The sequence below is a fragment of the Pseudomonas sp. FP2294 genome, assembly GCF_030687625.1.
GTDB lineage: Bacteria > Pseudomonadota > Gammaproteobacteria > Pseudomonadales > Pseudomonadaceae > Aquipseudomonas > Aquipseudomonas shahriarae.
The window spans coordinates 5,172,325-5,190,360 of record NZ_CP117441.1; the positions used below are offsets into that span (position 1 = coordinate 5,172,325).

Annotated in this window: 19 protein-coding genes and 1 pseudogene; 7 read left to right on the forward strand and 13 right to left on the reverse strand. The window is 62.0% G+C overall.

What is annotated here, in order from left to right; all coding sequences use genetic code 11:
- Positions 1–109 precede the first annotated feature (109 nt).
- Both PSH73_RS23235 and PSH73_RS23240 read left to right on the forward strand, forming a co-directional pair.
- Positions 110–705 (forward strand): annotated as a pseudogene (locus PSH73_RS23235) (NAD(P)H-dependent oxidoreductase).
- Positions 692–1,090, forward strand: coding sequence for a MerR family transcriptional regulator (locus tag PSH73_RS23240; RefSeq protein WP_186625007.1), 399 nt, complete (start codon positions 692–694; stop codon positions 1,088–1,090). Before PSH73_RS23235 ends, PSH73_RS23240 begins: the two are co-directional and overlap by 14 nt.
- Here the strand turns inward: PSH73_RS23240 and PSH73_RS23245 are convergent.
- The gene (locus tag PSH73_RS23245; protein ID WP_305461451.1) at positions 1,087–3,051 is read right to left on the reverse strand and encodes a hypothetical protein; all 1,965 of its coding nucleotides are present in this window, start codon (positions 3,049–3,051) and stop codon (positions 1,087–1,089) included. The genes PSH73_RS23240 and PSH73_RS23245 overlap by 4 nt on opposite strands.
- A gap of 97 nt (positions 3,052–3,148) precedes the next feature.
- Entirely contained in the window at positions 3,149–3,382 is a 234-nt protein-coding gene (locus tag PSH73_RS23250) for a hypothetical protein (RefSeq protein ID WP_120734212.1), read from the reverse strand.
- A gap of 122 nt (positions 3,383–3,504) precedes the next feature.
- Here PSH73_RS23250 and PSH73_RS23255 point away from each other — a divergent pair, with 122 nt between their 5' ends.
- The 5 genes from PSH73_RS23255 to PSH73_RS23275 all read left to right on the forward strand — a co-directional run bounded on the left by PSH73_RS23255 (position 3,505) and on the right by PSH73_RS23275 (position 9,634).
- Entirely contained in the window at positions 3,505–4,377 is an 873-nt protein-coding gene (locus tag PSH73_RS23255) for a WYL domain-containing protein (protein ID WP_120734213.1), read from the forward strand.
- Positions 4,378–4,469: 92 nt separating this feature from the next.
- The gene (locus PSH73_RS23260) at positions 4,470–4,712 is read left to right on the forward strand and encodes an exodeoxyribonuclease VII small subunit (RefSeq protein WP_029299452.1); all 243 of its coding nucleotides are present in this window, start codon (positions 4,470–4,472) and stop codon (positions 4,710–4,712) included.
- The gene (ispA, locus tag PSH73_RS23265) at positions 4,709–5,596 is read left to right on the forward strand and encodes a (2E,6E)-farnesyl diphosphate synthase (protein WP_057444863.1); all 888 of its coding nucleotides are present in this window, start codon (positions 4,709–4,711) and stop codon (positions 5,594–5,596) included. Before PSH73_RS23260 ends, ispA begins: the two co-directional genes overlap by 4 nt.
- 110 nt (positions 5,597–5,706) lie before the next feature.
- Complete coding sequence (dxs, locus tag PSH73_RS23270; RefSeq protein WP_057438974.1) at positions 5,707–7,605, forward strand: 1-deoxy-D-xylulose-5-phosphate synthase; 1,899 nt, start codon at positions 5,707–5,709, stop codon at positions 7,603–7,605.
- A 133-nt stretch (positions 7,606–7,738) separates the two neighbouring features.
- Positions 7,739–9,634, forward strand: coding sequence for a TonB-dependent receptor domain-containing protein (locus PSH73_RS23275; RefSeq protein WP_305418507.1), 1,896 nt, complete (start codon positions 7,739–7,741; stop codon positions 9,632–9,634).
- A 146-nt stretch (positions 9,635–9,780) separates the two neighbouring features.
- On the opposite strand, the gene PSH73_RS23280 is transcribed toward PSH73_RS23275, so the two are convergent.
- From PSH73_RS23280 to nrdR, 11 genes are all read right to left on the reverse strand, one after another.
- Positions 9,781–10,578, reverse strand: coding sequence for a cobalamin-binding protein (locus tag PSH73_RS23280; protein WP_057439032.1), 798 nt, complete (start codon positions 10,576–10,578; stop codon positions 9,781–9,783).
- The gene (locus tag PSH73_RS23285) at positions 10,578–10,997 is read right to left on the reverse strand and encodes a nuclear FMR1 interacting 1 family protein (RefSeq protein WP_057960742.1); all 420 of its coding nucleotides are present in this window, start codon (positions 10,995–10,997) and stop codon (positions 10,578–10,580) included. Before PSH73_RS23285 ends, PSH73_RS23280 begins: the two co-directional genes overlap by 1 nt.
- On the reverse strand, positions 10,994–11,611 hold the full coding sequence (gene ribA / locus PSH73_RS23290) for a GTP cyclohydrolase II (protein WP_057438973.1): 618 nt from the start codon (positions 11,609–11,611) through the stop codon (positions 10,994–10,996). Before ribA ends, PSH73_RS23285 begins: the two co-directional genes overlap by 4 nt.
- A gap of 129 nt (positions 11,612–11,740) precedes the next feature.
- Positions 11,741–12,469: an ABC transporter substrate-binding protein gene (locus PSH73_RS23295; RefSeq protein WP_057438972.1), complete on the reverse strand. Its 729-nt coding sequence runs from the start codon at positions 12,467–12,469 to the stop codon at positions 11,741–11,743.
- A 66-nt stretch (positions 12,470–12,535) separates the two neighbouring features.
- On the reverse strand, positions 12,536–13,501 hold the full coding sequence (gene thiL / locus PSH73_RS23300) for a thiamine-phosphate kinase (RefSeq protein ID WP_198830260.1): 966 nt from the start codon (positions 13,499–13,501) through the stop codon (positions 12,536–12,538).
- A gap of 18 nt (positions 13,502–13,519) precedes the next feature.
- Entirely contained in the window at positions 13,520–14,020 is a 501-nt protein-coding gene (gene nusB, locus PSH73_RS23305) for a transcription antitermination factor NusB (RefSeq protein ID WP_057438970.1), read from the reverse strand.
- Positions 14,017–14,493, reverse strand: a complete 477-nt coding sequence (gene ribE, locus PSH73_RS23310) for a 6,7-dimethyl-8-ribityllumazine synthase (protein ID WP_003176356.1) — start codon at positions 14,491–14,493, stop codon at positions 14,017–14,019. Before ribE ends, nusB begins: the two co-directional genes overlap by 4 nt.
- A gap of 90 nt (positions 14,494–14,583) precedes the next feature.
- The gene (gene ribBA / locus PSH73_RS23315; protein WP_057438968.1) at positions 14,584–15,675 is read right to left on the reverse strand and encodes a bifunctional 3,4-dihydroxy-2-butanone-4-phosphate synthase/GTP cyclohydrolase II; all 1,092 of its coding nucleotides are present in this window, start codon (positions 15,673–15,675) and stop codon (positions 14,584–14,586) included.
- A 15-nt stretch (positions 15,676–15,690) separates the two neighbouring features.
- Complete coding sequence (locus tag PSH73_RS23320) at positions 15,691–16,353, reverse strand: riboflavin synthase (protein WP_120734218.1); 663 nt, start codon at positions 16,351–16,353, stop codon at positions 15,691–15,693.
- Positions 16,354–16,400: 47 nt separating this feature from the next.
- On the reverse strand, positions 16,401–17,537 hold the full coding sequence (gene ribD, locus PSH73_RS23325; RefSeq protein WP_057960745.1) for a bifunctional diaminohydroxyphosphoribosylaminopyrimidine deaminase/5-amino-6-(5-phosphoribosylamino)uracil reductase RibD: 1,137 nt from the start codon (positions 17,535–17,537) through the stop codon (positions 16,401–16,403).
- Positions 17,534–17,998 carry a transcriptional regulator NrdR gene (gene nrdR, locus PSH73_RS23330; protein ID WP_057439031.1) on the reverse strand — a complete coding sequence of 155 codons (465 nt, stop codon included), beginning with the start codon at positions 17,996–17,998 and terminating at the stop codon, positions 17,534–17,536. Before nrdR ends, ribD begins: the two co-directional genes overlap by 4 nt.
- Positions 17,999–18,036 lie beyond the last annotated feature (38 nt).

The window sequence follows — 18,036 nt, forward strand, 5'->3', positions numbered from 1 at the left end:
GGGAGCTGGCTTGCCTGCGATAGCGCCCGATCAGGCCATTCCTGGGTACTTGACTCTCCCCCTAGGGTCACACGCCATCCTGCGGGCCCGACTTCAGGACTCCCCACCCATGGCCCGCCGCATCCTGCTCATTCTTGGCCACCCCGCCAGCACCAGTTTCTGCTACGCCTTAGCCTCTGCCTATCGCGAATCAGCCAGCCGCGCCGGCCACGAAGTGCGCACCTTGTATCTGGGCGAGTTGAGCTTCGATCCTGTCCTGCACCACGGCTACGCTCAGGTACAAGCCTTGGAGCCGGACTTGCTCATGGCGCAATCCGACATCCTTTGGGCCGATCATCTGACGTTTATTTTCCCTATCTGGTGGGGGGGAATTCCAGCATTGATGAAAGGCTTCATCGACCGCGTGTTCCTGCCCGGTTTCGCCTTCAAATACCGCAAGGGCAAAGCATTCCCCGACAAGCTCTTGAAGGGCCGTACCGCCCATCTGCTGGTGGCCCTGGATACGCCGCCGTGGTATTACCGCTGGTTCTACCACATGCCCGGCCTGCACCAGATGCGCAAGACCACCCTTGAGTTGTGTGGTATCAAGCCGATCAAGACAATCATGTTCGGGCCTGTGCTGGGCTCTACTGCGGCGCAGCGCGACAAGTGGCTGAAAAAGGCTGGCACACTCTTTTAGGAATGGATCTGCATGTACATCGGTAAAGCCGCGCAGTTGTCAGGCACGACAATCAAGGCGATTCGTCACTATGAGGACATCGGCTTGCTGCCACCGCCGCAACGCGAGGGGCGGTATCGGGTTTACTCGGCGCAGAGCGTTGAGCTGCTGACGTTTATCAAGTGCGCGCAGCAGTTGGGCTTCAAGCTCAAGGAGTTGCAGGGAATTCTCCACGGGCACCGTGGCGATGAGCTGCCGTGGCAGCGCGCCAACCAGGCGATCGCGCAAAAGAAGCTCGAGTTGATGACGCAGATCCAAGCCCTGCAACAGGTGCATGCAGGGCTGGTGGCGTTTGAGGGCAGCCTGGAGCAGGCCCAGGGTCAGTGCCAGTTTGCACGTCTGGTGGAAACCGGCACTGCGCGCAACAGCTAGTTCAGCAGATCGCCCCATTTGTTTTGCAGGGCGCGTTCATCAGCGATGATCTCCCGCGTCAGGTGGTCGACCCATTGCTGGGCAAACCCATTGGCTTCACGCAGCAGCAGCATGATGTCGTCGACTTCAAAGTCGCCGGGCTTGGCGGCCCCCTTGTGCTCATCCAGCAGCTTCCTGACCATTTCATTGAGTTGCTGCTTGGTAGCCATTTTGGCCATGGCCATGGCCATCAGCATCTGGTCGTCCTCCGGCCTTACCTTGCTGTGGGGGCTGCGCTCCTGGTAGTTCTCGCACATCATCAGGAACCCGGTCAGAAAGCCCTCGAGCAGGCCATCCTGCTGACGGATCGACTCGGGAATCTTGTGAAACGAAAACCCGTACATAAAGGCCAGCACGTAGAAGATCTGTTCTTCAATCTCCTCATCCGGAAAACCGATCAGTTTTTGCGCCTTGGGAATCACCGCCCCCAGGTAGTTAATCGGCAACTGCCAGATAACCGCTGAATCCGGGTCGTCACGCTGTTCCTGCTTAAGGTCGGCAAGGATCGCCTGCATCTTTTCAATGGCCCGCTGCCCCGGTTGCACCACCGGCTCGTCGTCCATCAGCAAGTCATCGAGTTCGGCATGGTAGGTCGGGGCCAGACGCGCCGTCGGGGTGATGTCTTGCAGCGCCGCAACCCGCTCGGCTTCGCCGGCCAACAGTTTATCGAGGAGCTTGTTGCGGTTGTCGAGGACGAAACGCACGAAGGTTTCTTCCTTGAGGGCCAGGCGCACGACACCGGGCAGAAAGGCGTAGATAAATGCGCCGAGCTTCTCGACATTGCCGTCATCGCGCAGGGCCGCCAGGGATGCCTCGCCGGTCTTGTCCTTGATGAACGGCAGGATCTTCGATTTGTTCTGCTCGATGGCCACGGCCACGTAGCCCAACAGCTTGTCCTTGCCGCTGACTTTTTTCTGCGGATCGTCAGGCGTTGTCTGTTCGATGACCGCCAAGGCGAGGATTTCTTCGGCAACCGGCTCTACAAGCACAGGCTCGGCTTCGGGCTTGGCGACGACCACTGCGACGGCAGGTTGCGCCACCGCCACCACCGGCTGATCAACCAGCCCACGGCGGGCATCCCCCAGTGCCTCGTTGATCACCGAGAAGAACTCACCCAGCTCTTTCTCACCCACCTGGGTAAAGGTTCCGACCTTGCGCGAGTTGACGAACAGGTCGCGCTTTTCCACTGCCAACGAATCCAGGTGGCGCCAGAAAAACAGGCGCGGGGTGTCGAAGACCATCTTCACCGCCAGCTTGCTCTCGCCCATCAACACGCCTTCCTTGGCGCCGCCAAACAGGGTGTCGTCAATCAGCACCAACACCTCGTCTTCGCGCATGTTGGCGCCGTAGGAGTCCAGCGCCGCCTGCAGCTTTTTCTGCGGGATGTGCGGGCGCACGTACACGCGCTCCAGCCCCAGCCGCTCAGCCAGGCTGAGGGTCATGTGCACAATTGAATCAACCTGGGCCGCCGACAGCTCCTGGTTGCCGGCCGAGGCCTTTACCGCCGCAGGCTTCGCCACCGGGGCCGATTGCTCGCCGCCCCGGGTCCGCAGCCATTCCTGCAACAGGGAAAAGCAATCGTGCAGATCGTCTTTGTCCGGCATGTTGAAGGCAATCGCCTGACGCTTGTTGAGGAAGAGTTTGCTGCCCTTGAGCTCCAGGGCGTCCACTTCGTCATAGGCGTAGGCCACCGCGTCGCTGAAGCTCTCGCGGATGGCCAGGTATTGCTGGCCGATCAAGCAACCGTCCTTGCCGCTGGCGAACATGGTGTCATCAATCAGCACGACCACTTCGCTGGGGTCCACGGTCAGGCCGTAGGCAGAAAGGGCGTTGCTCAAGAGTTTTTTCGGGATGTTGGGTGCGACATGAACCCGTCCCGAGCTTGAATATTTTTGGGCCTGCAAAAACTCCAACAACGACATATCCCTATCTCCCTTTCTGATTTATTTCAGCGTCATTGCGCCTGGCCATCGGAGGTTGCGCGACAGAATAGCACTAGGCCACTATCCCGATCACCCTTCAAGACAGCTCCAGCCTTACCTTCAGCTCCTGGACCCGCGCCCGCTCTGCCCGCAAAGCGCGCTTGAGCTCACGGTTTTCCATCTCGCGGATCTTTGCCCAGCGTGCCGCCGAACGGCACCCTGCAACGAACGTCCAGATTTCCCGCAGGCGCAGGTACTGCATCAACAGCACCAGCAAAATCACGCCAATGAGTACCAACGCACTTGTCGAAATAACCTCCGACATCCCCATGTCCTGCTTCCTTTTAGTGAGTTCGAGCGATCTCGAAGACAGCTACACGATATGTCGTGTTTTATTACAGGTCCATACTGTAGACAGATACAGGTAAAGTAATCGCACATATGGGAGGGGTCATGAAACGCAAACAATCCGTCGAACAGGTACGCTGGGACCTGGCACTTCGCTATCGTTTGATCGAGACCGTCGCCTGGTGGGAGGGCCGCCTGACCACGGGGCACTTGATCCAGAGCTTTGGCATCAGCCGCCAGCAGGCCTCGAAAGACATCAACACCTACATCACCGAACATGCGCCCCGAAACTTGACATATGACAAGCAGCTCAAGGGCTACATCCCGAGCAAGCACTTCAAGCCGCGCTTTATCGACGACAGCGCCAGCGCCTATTTACACCTGCTGTACCAGAACAACGAACGCGCACCACACATTGAAGGGCTGGCGCTGGCCTATGCCCATACCAAGGTGCTGGAGGTGCCGGACCGCAGCATCCGCCCACAAATCCTGCGCCCACTGCTCAAGGCTTGCCGCGAAGGTTTGCGCCTGGAAACCGAGTACGTGTCCCTGGCCAACCCCGAGCCGGAGGTGCGCCTGATTGCCCCGCACACCCTGGTGTACACCGGCATGCGCTGGCACGTGCGGGCCTACTGTGAGAAGAACGGCAAATACCGCGACTTTGTGCTCAGCCGCCTGCGCGGCGAACCGGAGTTGCTGGGCAAATCCGAAAACCTGATCGGCGATGACCACGTCTGGGAAACCGCCGTGAACCTGGTGATCACCCCGGACCAGCGCCTGGCGGCGGCGCAACGGGCAATCATCGAGGCGGATTTCGGCATGCTCGATGGGCAGTTGGTGATCCCCAGTCGCCAGGCCCTGGTGAAGTACGTCCTGCAGCGCTACCAGATTGATCCGAAGAACCTCGACCCCAAACCCGAGGCCCAGCAGATTGTGGTGAAGAACCTGCAGGAGCTGAAGCCTTGGCTGTATGACTGAAAAACCCTGGTGTGCTCAAGCGCCCCTCATTTGCCCCTACCCCCCCTATCTGCTAGTGTCGCGCCCGTTTACCGTCAACCGGAATAGCCGCCATGGCCCGCAAAAAAGTTGCACTCGATTTCGAACAATCCCTCGCCGATCTGCAAACCCTGGTCGAGCGTCTGGAGAACGGCGAGTTGTCGCTGGAAGACTCGTTGACGGCGTTTGAGCAAGGTATTGGCCTGACCCGCGATTGCCAGAGCGCTCTGGCGCAGGCGGAGCAGAAGGTCCAGGTGTTGCTGGAACGGGATGGGGAGTTGGCCGAAGAACCTTTCGACGCGGAACAAGCGCAATGATCGACGTTTATCAGGCCAGCAGTCAGGCCCGGGTCAATGCTGCGCTGGAACCGCTGTTTGTGGCGCCAAGCCCGGAGTTGGCCAGGCTGTATGAAGCCATGCGCTATAGCGTGATGAACGGCGGTAAGCGCGTACGGCCTTTGCTCGCCTATGCGGCCTGTGAAGCGCTGGGCGTGGACGCCGCGCAAGCCAATGGCGCGGCGTGTGCGGTGGAATTGATTCATGCCTATTCGCTGGTGCATGACGATTTGCCGGCCATGGACGATGACGATCTGCGTCGCGGCCAGCCCACTACCCATAAGGCTTTTGACGAAGCCTGTGCGATCCTCGCCGGCGACGGCCTGCAAAGCCTGGCGTTCAGTGCCCTGCTCGACCCGCGTTTGAGCGGCGTGAATGCCGAGATCCGCCTGCGCATGGTCACTGCGTTGGCCGCCGCCGCAGGCCCGGCCGGTATGGTCGGGGGCCAGGCAATTGACCTCGGCTCGGTCGGCCTCAAGCTGGACCAGCAAGCCCTGGAGTATATGCACCGGCACAAGACCGGGGCGCTGATCGAGGCTGCCGTGCACCTCGGCGCCCTGGCCAGTGGTCGCGCCGAAGCGGCGCAGTTGGCCGCTTTGCAGATCTATGCCCGGGCCATCGGCCTGGCGTTCCAGGTACAGGACGATATTCTCGACGTGGAAAGCGATACCGCGACCCTCGGCAAGCGCCAGGGCGCCGATATTGCCCGTGACAAGCCGACTTATCCGTCGCTGTTAGGGCTGGATGCCGCCAAGGCCTATGCCCTGGAGTTGCGCGACCAGGCCCTGGCCGCCCTGCGACCATTCGACGCGGCAGCCGAGCCGCTGCGTGACCTGGCGCGGTACATCGTCGAACGCCGCCACTGATTACGGCGGCGATTACCGCCGCATATCGGCCAAGTTCGGTGCTCTGCGTGGGCAGTTTGCGATGCTTGAGGTAAACTGCCGCCTCTTCTATACCTATAACGATTCGCCTGATGCCCACGACGTTTCAAGAGATTCCCCGCAAGCGCCCGACCACGCCGCTGCTGGACCGTGCCAACACGCCGGCCGGCTTGCGCCGTCTGGGTGAAGCCGAGCTGGAAACCCTGGCCGATGAGTTGCGCCTGGAATTGCTCTACACGGTCGGCCAGACCGGTGGGCATTTTGGTGCAGGCCTGGGCGTCATCGAGCTGACCATCGCGCTGCATTACGTATTCGACACCCCGGACGACCGGCTGGTGTGGGACGTGGGTCACCAGGCGTATCCGCACAAAATCCTCACCGGACGCCGCGAGCGCATGGCTACCTTGCGCCAGAAGGACGGCATCGCCGCCTTCCCGCGCCGCTCCGAGAGCGAATACGACACCTTTGGCGTCGGCCACTCCAGCACCTCGATCAGCGCAGCCCTGGGCATGGCGATTGCCGCCCGTCTGCAAAACAGCGATCGCAAGGCAATTGCCGTGATCGGTGATGGCGCGCTGACAGCCGGCATGGCGTTTGAAGCGTTGAACCATGCGCCGGAAGTGGACGCCAATATGCTGGTGATCCTCAACGACAACGACATGTCGATCTCGCGCAATGTCGGTGGTTTGTCCAATTACCTGGCAAAGATTCTGTCCAGCCGCACCTACGCCAGCATGCGCGAAGGCAGCAAAAAAGTGCTTTCACGCCTGCCCGGCGCGTGGGAAATTGCCCGCCGCACCGAAGAATACGCCAAGGGCATGCTGGTCCCCGGCACCCTGTTCGAAGAGCTGGGCTGGAACTATATCGGCCCGATCGACGGCCACGACCTGCCGACCCTGATCGCCACCCTGCGCAATATGCGCGACCTCAAGGGCCCGCAGTTCCTGCATATCGTCACCAAGAAAGGCAAAGGCTTCGCCCCGGCGGAAGTCGACCCGATTGGTTACCACGCCATCACCAAGCTCGAACCGCTGGACGCGCCCGTGGCGGCGCCAAAAAAGGCCAGCGGGCCGAAGTACTCCGGTGTATTTGGCGAATGGCTGTGCGACATGGCCGCCGCCGACCCGCGCCTGGTGGGCATTACCCCAGCGATGAAGGAAGGCTCGGACCTGGTGGCGTTCAGCGAGCGTTTCCCGCTGCGTTACTTCGATGTGGCGATTGCCGAGCAACATGCGGTGACCTTTGCCGCCGGCATGGCCTGCGAAGGCGCCAAACCGGTGGTGGCGATCTACTCGACCTTCCTGCAACGCGGTTATGACCAGCTTATTCACGATGTGGCGGTGCAGAACCTCGACGTGCTGTTCGCCATCGACCGCGCCGGCTTGGTGGGCGAAGACGGCCCGACCCACGCCGGCAGCTACGATCTGTCGTACTTGCGCTGCATCCCCGGCATGCTGGTGATGACTCCGAGCGACGAGAACGAGCTGCGCAAGATGCTCAGCACCGGCCACCTGTACAACGGCCCGGCAGCGGTACGTTACCCCCGTGGCAACGGCCCGAATGCGGTGATCGAGAAAGACCTGGAACCGATCGAGATCGGCAAGGGCATCGTGCGGCGCCAGGGCAGCAAGACCGCGTTCCTGGTGTTTGGCGTGCAACTGGCCGAAGCCCTGAAAGTGGCGGAGAAAATCGACGCCACCGTGATCGACATGCGCTTTGTCAAACCCCTCGACGAAGCCCTGGTGCGCGAGATCGCCGGCAGCCATGAATTGCTGGTGACCGTTGAAGAAAACGCCATCATGGGCGGCGCCGGTGCGGCCGTCAGCGAATTCCTGGCGCGGGAGAACATCCTCAAGTCGGTGCTGCACCTGGGCTTGCCGGACATTTATGTGGAGCACGCCAAACCCGCGCAGATGCTGGCTGAGTGTGGGCTGGATGAAGCGGGGATCGAGGCTGCGGTTCGCCATCGCATGGCTTTGCTCGGCCTGTAAACCGGACCAAACTGTGGGAGCTGGCTGGCCTGCGATGCAAACACCTCGGTCTTTCAGAGAGACCGGGTGATGCGATCGCAGGCCAGCCAGCTCCCACATTTGTTTTGTATTGCCTTGAATCCATGGACGGCCCATGAAGCACCTTCGACTTGCCCTGCCACTCCTGCTCTTGCCCACTGCGGACCTGCTCGCCGACACCCGCGACGCTGCCCTGAAGCTCCCCGATGTGGTGATCAGTGCCAACCGCCAGGTGCAGGCACGCAATGACAGCAGTGCTGCCAACACCGTGTTCACCCGGGACGATATCGACCGCCTGCAACCCTCCAGCCTGACCGACCTGCTCAGCCGCGTGCCCGGCGTGCAAGTGGCGCGCACCGGTGGCCGGGGCAGCTTGCCGGGGATTTTCATACGCGGCACCAAGTCCGCGCAAAGCCTGGTGCTGGTGGATGGCCAGCGGATTGCCAATAGCACGTCCGGCGACAGCGGCCTGCAATACCTGAATATTGATCAGATTGAGCGGGTAGAAGTGCTGCGCGGGTCGCGCTCGGTGATTTACGGCAGCGATGCGATTGGCGGGGTGATCCAGGTATTTACCCGCCGCAATGCCGGGCCAGGCCTGCAGCCGCGCTTGAAGCTGGGCTTTGGCAGCCACAACACCTGGGAACGCAGCCTGGGCCTGTCGGGCGGCGATGAACGCACGCGCTTCAACCTGGGCGCGAGCCTGGATGACACCGCCGGTATCGACTGGAGCCACACCTCCTTCCCCAGCGACCGCGACCATGATGCCTATCGCAATAAGTCGCTGAGCTTGAACCTGAGCCATGAGTTCAGCGATGAGCTGGAGGTGGGTTTCAACCTGCTGGATAGCCGGGGCAAGTCGGAATTTGATAACAGCGCCGGGCGCTACGACGACGTCAGCAAACAAACTTTCGGCCAAAAACCCTATACCGACTACACCGTCAGCAGTGCCAGCGCTTATATCGACGCCCAACTCAACGAGGCATGGCAGACCCGTGTGGAACTGGGCCACAGTGAAAACCGCGACACCAAGCGCGACAAGCTCAGCACTGACTTCAGTGTGTTCAGCACCTATCGCGACTCGATTAACTGGCAGAACGACCTGACGCTCAACCAGCAAAACAGCCTGATCCTGGGCGGCGATTGGTATGAGGACCGCATTCACAGCGACAAACCGTACAACGAAAACAGCCGGTGGAACCGTGCCGCGTTTATTCAGCATCGTTTCAAGGGGGAGTGGTTTTCCACCGAACTGGGGCTACGCCGCGACCAGAACCAGCAATTTGGCGGGCAGAACAGTTGGAGCGGTACGCTGACCTTGCCGGTCAATAGCGATAACGACTTACTACTGAGTTACAGCGAAGGCTTTCGTGCGCCGAGCTTCAACGATCTGTACTACCCGGGCGGCAGCAACCCCAACCTCAAGCCCGAGCACTCGAAAAGCTATGAGTTGCAATGGCGCAGCCAGCTGACCGACACCACACGCCTGGAAACCTCTCTGTATCGCACTGACCTCAAGGACGCCATCATCGCGCAGCAGCAGAATAACTACATTCCGTACAACGTCGCCAACGCCCGCATCAACGGCTTCGAAGCCGCCCTCAAGCAAGAGTTCTTCGGCTGGCAAGGCAACCTCGGCCTGTCGATCATCGACCCGCGCGACCGCAGCAGCGGCCACACCCTGGCCCGTCGTGCCAGGCGCACCCTGAACCTGGACCTGGATCGGCAGTTCGATCAACTGAGCCTGGGCGCCAGCTGGCAGGGCATCAGCAGCAGCTACGACGACGAGTACAATAAAAATCGGCTCGCTGGCTATTACCTGGTGGGATTGCGCAGCGGTTGGGCGCTGAATCGGGAAGTGGCGCTGTCGCTGAAGGTCGATAACCTGCTGGATCGCCGCTATACACGGGCGCGTTACAGCTATAACGATCCGACCTTCCAGAGCAATCAGCCATATCGAGAAGAAGGCCGGACGTGGATGCTTGGGGTGACGTGGACGCCGCAGCTCTGAGGTTGTCCGGGCCGACGCCATCGCAGGCAAGCCAGCTCCCACATGTGTTCTGTGGTGTGGCCAAAATATTCTGCACTGCCGAGCGCCCACTTTTTGATGTGTGAATACAGTCAAATGTGGGAGCTGGCTTGCCTGCGATAGCGCTCTCAACGGTTCGGCGCAATCACCTGACACAGCCGGCCCACCGCCTCCACCATCTGCCCACTGGGCCGCTCCAGCCCTTTATCCGGCACGATCAGCAAACGCCCCTGAGCCACCGCCGCCACCTGGGGCCAGGCCTTCCAATCGTCCAGTTGCGCTTGATCCGCCGCGAGGATCACTTCGGGATCACGCTGCAACACCGATTCGATACTGACCTGCGGGGCTGGCAGCTTGAGGTCATCAAACACATTGCGCGCGCCACACACGCTAAGCGCATCGCTGATGATCTGCCCACCGCCCACGGTGTACAGAGGCTGGTTCCACACCTGATAGAACACCCGCAACGGCTGGCTGCGCTGATAGCGCTGGCGCAACTCGGCCAAGCGTTGACGCAAGCGGGCAGCCAATTGGCGACCTTCATCAGCGCGGCCTAGCTGTCGGGCGATGGCTTCGACCTGGCTGCTCAGTTGTTCAAGGCTATGGGGTTCGGCGACGTAAACAGGGATGTTCAAACGCTTGAGCTGCTCGCGCTGGGCCGGGCCGACGCTGCCGGGCCAGAGCAGCAGCAAGTCAGGCTGCAGGCTGAGCAGTCGTTCCAGATCCAACTGCCCATAACGCCCCACCGAGGGCAGGCTACGCAGCGCGTCAGGCCGTTCACCGCCGTCGAGTACGCCCACCAGCAGATCGCTGGCGCCCAGTTCAACGACGATTTCAGATAAGGAAGGCGCGAGGCTGACCACCCGCTCGACCGCCATCGCCGACGCACTGGCGGCCAGCAGCAGACCCGCCAGCCAGAGGCGCATCAGCCGAGTTGACGCGGGATGCGATAGAGGTAGAACAGCACTAGGGTCGACAATGCCAGCAGAAACAGCGGCACCGCTTCCAGGCCAACGAACACTGCCAGTGCACCGATCCAGGCGGGAAACGCCGCGACCAGCAGCGCCGTACGCCGACGGGCCGCGAGGGTGATCCACGCGGCCGGCTCTTCAGGCGTATCGAGGGCCTTGGAGGTGGCGATCAGTGCATGTTTATAGGCATGGAAGTAACGCAGGCTGGCAAACATCGAGGCAACGCCGGCGATAAAGAATGGCATTGCCAGCACCGGCAACAACGGCTCGCCCTGGCCAAATACCAGATTGATCACGAACAACGGCAACAACGCCAGCGCCAGGTACTGCCACCAACTGAAGGACAGGCGCCGCTTGACCTGACCGCGCGTCACGCCCGGTCTGCCTCGCCCTGATGCTCGTTGCCCATCATATGGTCGAGCTTGCTGGCCTTGGTCGCCAGGTAGAGTTTGTTGTGCGGGTTATGCCCGGTGTGCAGCGGCACACGCTCGGCGACGGTGATGCCCATCTCGGTCAAGGCCTTGACCTTGCGCGGGTTGTTGGTCATCAGGCGCAGGGACTGGATGCCCAAATGCTCAAGCATCGGCAGGCAGATGGCGTAGTCGCGCTGATCGGCGGCGAAACCCAGGCGCTCGTTGGCCTCGACGGTATCGGCGCCACCGTCTTGCAGTTCGTAGGCGCGGATCTTGTTCAGCAGGCCAATGCCACGGCCTTCCTGACGCAGATACAGCAGCACGCCACGGCCTTCACGGGCAATGGCTTGCATGGCGGCTTCCAGTTGCGAGCCGCAGTCGCAGCGCTGGCTGAACAGTGCGTCACCGGTCAGGCACTCAGAGTGCAAGCGGCCCAGGACCGGGGCGCCATCGGCCACATCGCCCAGGCTGAGCACGACGTGCTCGCGCCCGGAGGCTTTTTCAAGAAAGCCATGCATGGTGAACGTGGCAAAAGGGGTAGGCAGCTTGGAAGCAGCAACGAAAACGACGGGCACCGTGTGCTCCTGATTTCAGATTTCACAGAGGCGGGCATTGTAACAGCACGTTCCTACAGACGCTTAAGCTGAATTATCGCTGATAAAGATCAATAGGTTCGATTGGCCTTTGCCTTGGTTCTATGGGCGTCAAAACGGATACGGTTGGTTCCAGCGCTGGAAAATCGGTTTCAACTCGCCGCTTTTCACCAACAACTCCATGCGCCGGTCAAATACCCCCCGCAATGACCGCCCTCTCTCACTGTCGGTAAACCCCAGGAACAACGGCAATTCGGCAATGTGCGTGAGTTTGAACGCCGATGGGTCGTCAGCCTGGCCGAGGATGTACTGCAGTTCGGCCAGGGCATCAATGTAGAAGTCGGCCCGCCCATGCTGGAGCATCGGCAAAATCCCGCTACGTCGTTCGATCTGGTTGAAACGATGAATATTGGGCAGGTATTCCTCGTACTTGTAGCCACGTACCCAGGTCAGGCGGTAAGAGCCCAGGGTCACCAGGGTCGGCGCCGGGCTGCCCGCCAGGCCCAGGGCGTAGATGTGGTCGGAGTCGTAGTGCCAGCGGGCGTACAGCACGCCCTCGGTCTCATCATGATAGGAGCCGACCCAGGCATCCACTTCGCCCCGCCGGGCCAGACCGACCGAACGGGTGTAGGGCACGCTGCGGATCTTGACCTTGACCCCGGCCGGCTCGAAGACTTCTCGCAACACATCCCAGGCCAGGCCGCTGCCATCGGCGTTGGTGTAGTCATTCCAGGTTTCACTGGCCAGACGGATCTGGCCGGGCACTTCGGGGGTGTCATCGGCCCACACGGGAGACGCGACCACACACAGCAGAATCAGCAACCAGCGTCGTAGCCCCATGATGACGCCCTCCATGGTAAAGCGATCGTTTCTACAACGCGGTAAAGGGTAGCGCAGCCCGGCGGGTCACGGCGTCTCGCGAAAATGTTGATAACCGCGCACGGCCGGGGTGATGTCATGGCCACCGGCATCCAGCAGTCGCACGCCGGCCCCCGCCTCTACGCGCCCGACAATATGCACCGGCCAACCGTCGGCCAGCAATGGCGCCAGCTCAGCGGGCGGCAAGGTGAACGCCAGGACGTAATCATCGCCACCGCTCAAGGCTGCGGAACGCGCTTGATCATCCCCCAGAAAGGCCAGCAACGCCGCCGACAGCGGCAAACGGTGCCGCTCGATCACCAGGCTTACGGCTGAAGCCTTGGCGATATGCCCACAATCTGCCAGCAGACCGTCGGAAATATCCAACGCAGACGTAGCCTTGCCACGCAACGCCATGCCCAGGGCCAGTTGCGGCTGCGGCGACCAGTAATGGCCCAGCAGCGGCTCGGCGATCTGCGCAGCAGCGCTACGCTGCCCCAACACCAACGGCAAGGCCCCGGCCGCATTGCCCAGCTCGCCGCCGACACACAGCAGGTCGCCGGGCTGCGCGCCACTGCGGGTCAACGCCAGCCCCGCCGGGACACGGCCGAACACGGTGACGGTCAGGCTCAGCGGCCCACGGGTGGTATCGCCGCCCACCAGGCCCACACCACAGCGCTGGGCCATGGCATTCAAACCCTGGGCATAGCGCTGCAACCAATCGGCCGCGACCGTCGGTGTAGTGAGTGCAAGGGTAAATGCGAGGGGATGGGCGCCCATGGCCGCCAGGTCGCTGACTGCCACCGCCAGCGAGCGCTGGCCGAGCAAAAACGGGTCGCAGGGGTCGGCAAAGTGCACGCCGGCCACCAGGGTATCGGTTGAAATCGCCAGCTGTTCCCCGGAGGGAACTGCCAGCAAGGCGCAGTCGTCGCCGATCCCCAGGGCAATGCCCTCGCCGCCTTGCGCACAGGGCGCGGCGGCGAAGTAGGTGCGGATCAGCTCGAACTCGCCCATCAGGGAGTCAAGCGCAGGTTAGCGCTTGTACGCCTTCACTTCGGCTTCACGCAGGCGCGGGGCCAGCTTGTCGAGCACGCCGTTGACGAACTTGTGACCGTCGGTCGAACCGTAGACTTTCGCCAGTTCGATACCTTCGTTGATCACTACGCGGTACGGCACGTCAACGCGCTTGAGCAGTTCCCAGGTGGACAGGCGCATCACGCACAGTTCAACCGGGTCCAGCTCTTCGAGGGTCAGGTCCAGGCAAGGTGCCAGGGCCGTGTCGATCTCGGTCAGGTTGGCATGCACGCCGTGCAGGATGTCGTGGAAGTACGGCAGGTCGGCGAAGGTAAAATCGTTGTCGACGCGAAACTGTGCTTCGATTTCGTTCAACGAAGTACCCGCCATCTGACGCTGATACAGCGCCTGGGTCGCCAACTGACGGGCAGCACGGCGCTTTTCGTTCTTCGATGGCTTGCCGGCGTCTGCAGGACGGGGGTCGCGCGGGTTGAAACGATCGCTCTCGTCGGAAATCACTTGGCCTCCAACTGCGACAGCAGGCTGACCATTTCCAGGGCAGACAGGGCAGCTTCAGCGCCTTTGTTACCGGCCTTGGTACCGGAACGCTCGATGGCTTGCTCGATGGAATCAACAGTCAGTACGCCGAAGGCCACTGGCACGCCGAACTCCATGGACACCTGGGCCAGGCCCTTGGTGCACTCGCCAGCCACGTATTCGAAGTGCGGGGTGCCGCCACGAATGACCGCGCCCAGGGCGATGATTGCTGCGTATTCGCCTTGCTGGGCAACTTTCTGCGCAACCAGTGGAATTTCGAAGGCGCCAGGGGCACGGATAATCGTGATATCGCTTTCGCTCACACCGTGGCGAACCAGGGCGTCCACGGCACCGCTTACCAGGCTTTCAACCACGAAGCTGTTGAAGCGGCCAACCACCAGGGCGTAGCGGCCTTTGGGGGCGATGAAGGTACCTTCGATGGTCTTCAGGGTCATTCGACAAATCTCTTAAAGAGCCGGGACGCGTATATGACGCGCCCCTTAGTGATATTTGAACCGCGAACAAGGAGCGATAATCGCCGGCCTTTATTCGGAGGGCACGTATTCTACTACTTCCAGGTCGAAACCGGATATCGCATTAAATTTCATGGGTGCGCTCATCAGGCGCATTTTACGCACGCCCAGGTCACGCAGGATCTGCGAGCCGGCGCCGACGATGCTGTAGGTGGTCGGTTTTTTCACCGGCACCTGGTCAGCGCTTTCGCGGATATGCGCCAGCAGCACATCGCCATCCACCGGATTGCCCAGCAACAGCACGACACCGCTGCCCGCCGCGGAAACCGCTGCCATGGCGGCTCGCAGGCTCCACCGGCCCGGCTGCTTGACCATCAACAGGTCGCGCAACGGGTCCATGTTGTGCACCCGCACCAGGGTCGGCTCTTCGGCGCAGATGTTGCCCAGGGTCAGGGCCATATGCACGTCGCCTTCCACCGAATCACGGTAGGTCACCAGGTTGAAATGCCCCAGTTCGCTGTCCAGCGGCTGCTCGGCAATCCGCTGAACGGTACGTTCGTGGATCATCCGGTAGTGAATCAGGTCGGCGATGGTGCCGATCTTGATGTTGTGTTCGGCGGCAAAGGCTTCCAGTTCAGCGCGACGGGCCATGGTGCCGTCGTCGTTCATCACTTCGCAGATCACCCCGCTCGGCTCGAACCCGGCCATGCGCGCCAGGTCGCAGGCGGCTTCGGTGTGGCCGGCACGGGCCAGGGTGCCACCCGGCTGGGCCATCAGCGGGAAGATATGGCCAGGGCTGACAATGTCTTCGGCCTTGGCATCTTTCGCGGCAGCGGCCTGCACGGTGCGGGCGCGGTCAGCGGCAGAGATGCCGGTGGTCACGCCGGTGGTCGCTTCAATCGAGACGGTGAACTTGGTGCCAAACCCCGAGCCATTGCGCGGCGACATCAGCGGCAGCTTGAGCAGTTCGCAGCGCTCGCGGCTCATGGGCATGCAGATCAGGCCACGGGCGTGCTTGGCCATGAAGTTGATGTGCTCAGGTTGGCACAACTCGGCGGCCATGATCAGGTCGCCTTCGTTCTCGCGGTCTTCGTCATCCATCAGGATGACCATCTTGCCTTGGCGGATATCGTCAACCAGTTCTTCGATGCTATTGAGCGCCACGCGGCACCCCCTTGGTCAGGATTTCAGGTAGCCGTTAGCGGCCAGAAAACTTTCGGTGATGTTACCGGCTGCAGGCTCTGCGGCCTTTTCGCCCAGCAGCAGGCGCTCCAGGTAACGGGCAAGCAAGTCCACTTCCAGGTTCACCCGGCGACCCGGCTGGTACGAGGCCATGATGGTTTCGCTGAGGGTGTGGGGAATGATGGTCAGTTCGAATTCGGCGCCATTTACGGCGTTCACGGTCAGGCTGGTGCCATCGACGGTGATCGAGCCTTTGTGGGCGATGTACTTGGCCAGTTCTTTCGGCGCACGGATGCGGAATTCCACGGCCCGCGCGTTTTCGCTGCGTGCCACCACTTCGCCGACGCCGTCGACATGGCCACTGACCAGGTGGCCGCCCAGACGGGTGGTCGGGGTCAGGGCTTTCTCCAGGTTGACCGGGCTGCCGGCCTTGAGGTCATTCATCGCGGTGCAGTCCAGGGTTTCCCGGCTGACATCGGCGGCAAAGCCATTGCCCGGCAGTTCGACGACCGTCAGGCATACGCCGCTGACGGCGATGCTGTCGCCCAGCTTGACGTCGCCGAGGTCCAGCTTGCCGGTTTCAACCAGCAGGCGCACGTCGCCACCTTTGGGGGTCATGGCGCGGATGCTGCCGATGGATTCGATAATGCCGGTGAACATGGCCTTCTCCTGGAAAACAGTGCGGGCGCCGGGGCGACCGGTCGCAATTATACGCTCGCTGGGGGGAGCGGAATGGCAGTGACTCGCCAGTCGTCGCCTACAGCGCGCATTTCAATGATCTTGAGTTGGGGAGCGTCGGCCAGTTTCTCAAGCGGCCAGTCCAGCAAGGGGCGGGCGGCGGAACCGAGGAATTTACCGGCGACGAAAATCACGTACTCGTCCACCAGGCCTTGCTGGGCAAACGCGCCGGCCAGGCTTGGCCCGGCTTCCACCAGCACCTCGTTGACGCCACGGGCCGCCAGTGCCACCAGCGCCGAGCGCAGGTCGACCTGGCCGTCGACACCCGGCACCACCAGGCATTCGGGGCCACGGGGAAACTGGTTTTCCGCAGTCACACAGGTGATGACCAGGGCCGGCCCGGCCTTGAAGAACGGCGCGTTGAGCGGCACCCGCAGGCGGCCGTCGATCAGCACGCGCAACGGTGGGCGCGACATGGCCAGGGCGGTGGTTTGCGGATCCAGGCCCAGTTCGGCGGCACGCACGGTCAGGCGCGCGCCATCGGCCAGCACAGTATCGGCGCCGGTCAGCACCACACTGGCCTCGGCCCGCAGGCGCTGCACGGCGGCGCGGGCGGCGGGGCCGGTGATCCACTGGCTCTCGCCACTGGCCATCGCGGTGCGCCCGTCCAGGCTCATCGCCAGCTTGACCCGCACAAACGGCAGGCCATGCTCCATGCGCTTGAGGAAGCCGGGGTTCAGGGCGCGTGCCTGGCTTTCCAGTACGCCGCTGAGCACCTCGATGCCGGCCTGGGCCAGACGCTGCATGCCACGCCCAGCCACTTCCGGATTCGGATCCTGCATACCCGCGACCACCCGTGCCACGCCGGCGGTCACCAGCGCATCGGCGCAGGGCGGCGTATGGCCATAATGGCTGCACGGTTCGAGCGTCACATATACCGTGGCGCCTCGGGCTTTATCGCCCGCGGCGCGCAAGGCGTTGGGCTCGGCATGGGGTTCGCCGGTGCGTTCATGCCAGCCTTCACCGACAATCTGCCCGTCGCGCACAATCACGCAGCCGACCCGAGGGTTGGGATGGGTGGTGTACAGGCCCTTGCGCGCCAGTTCGAGGGCACGAGCCATGTAATGGGCGTCGAGCACGGCCTGTTCTGCAGAAGGAGGGTTCATTCTTTGACCGGCTCACGGGCCAGGCGGTCGATCTCTTCACGGAACTCATTGAGATCCTGGAAGCGTCGATACACCGAGGCGAAACGAATGTAGGCAACTTCGTCGAGCTTTTGCAGCTCGCCCATTACCAGTTCTCCAACCACCAGGCTCTTGACCTCGCGCTCACCGGTCGCCCGCAGCTTGTGCTTGATATGCGCCAGCGCCGCTTCCAGCCGCTCGACACTGACCGGGCGTTTTTCCAGGGCGCGCTGCATACCGGCGCGCAGTTTATCTTCGTCGAAGGGCTGGCGGCTGCCGTCAGACTTGATCAGACGGGGCAGTACCAGTTCGGCGGTTTCAAAGGTGGTGAAACGCTCACCGCAGGCCAGGCATTCGCGCCGGCGACGCACTTGGTCGCCCTCGGCGACCAGACGCGAGTCGATGACCTTGGTGTCGTTGGCACCGCAGAAGGGACAGTGCATGGTGGCAGGCAACAAAAAAAGGGAGGGCCATGGTAGCG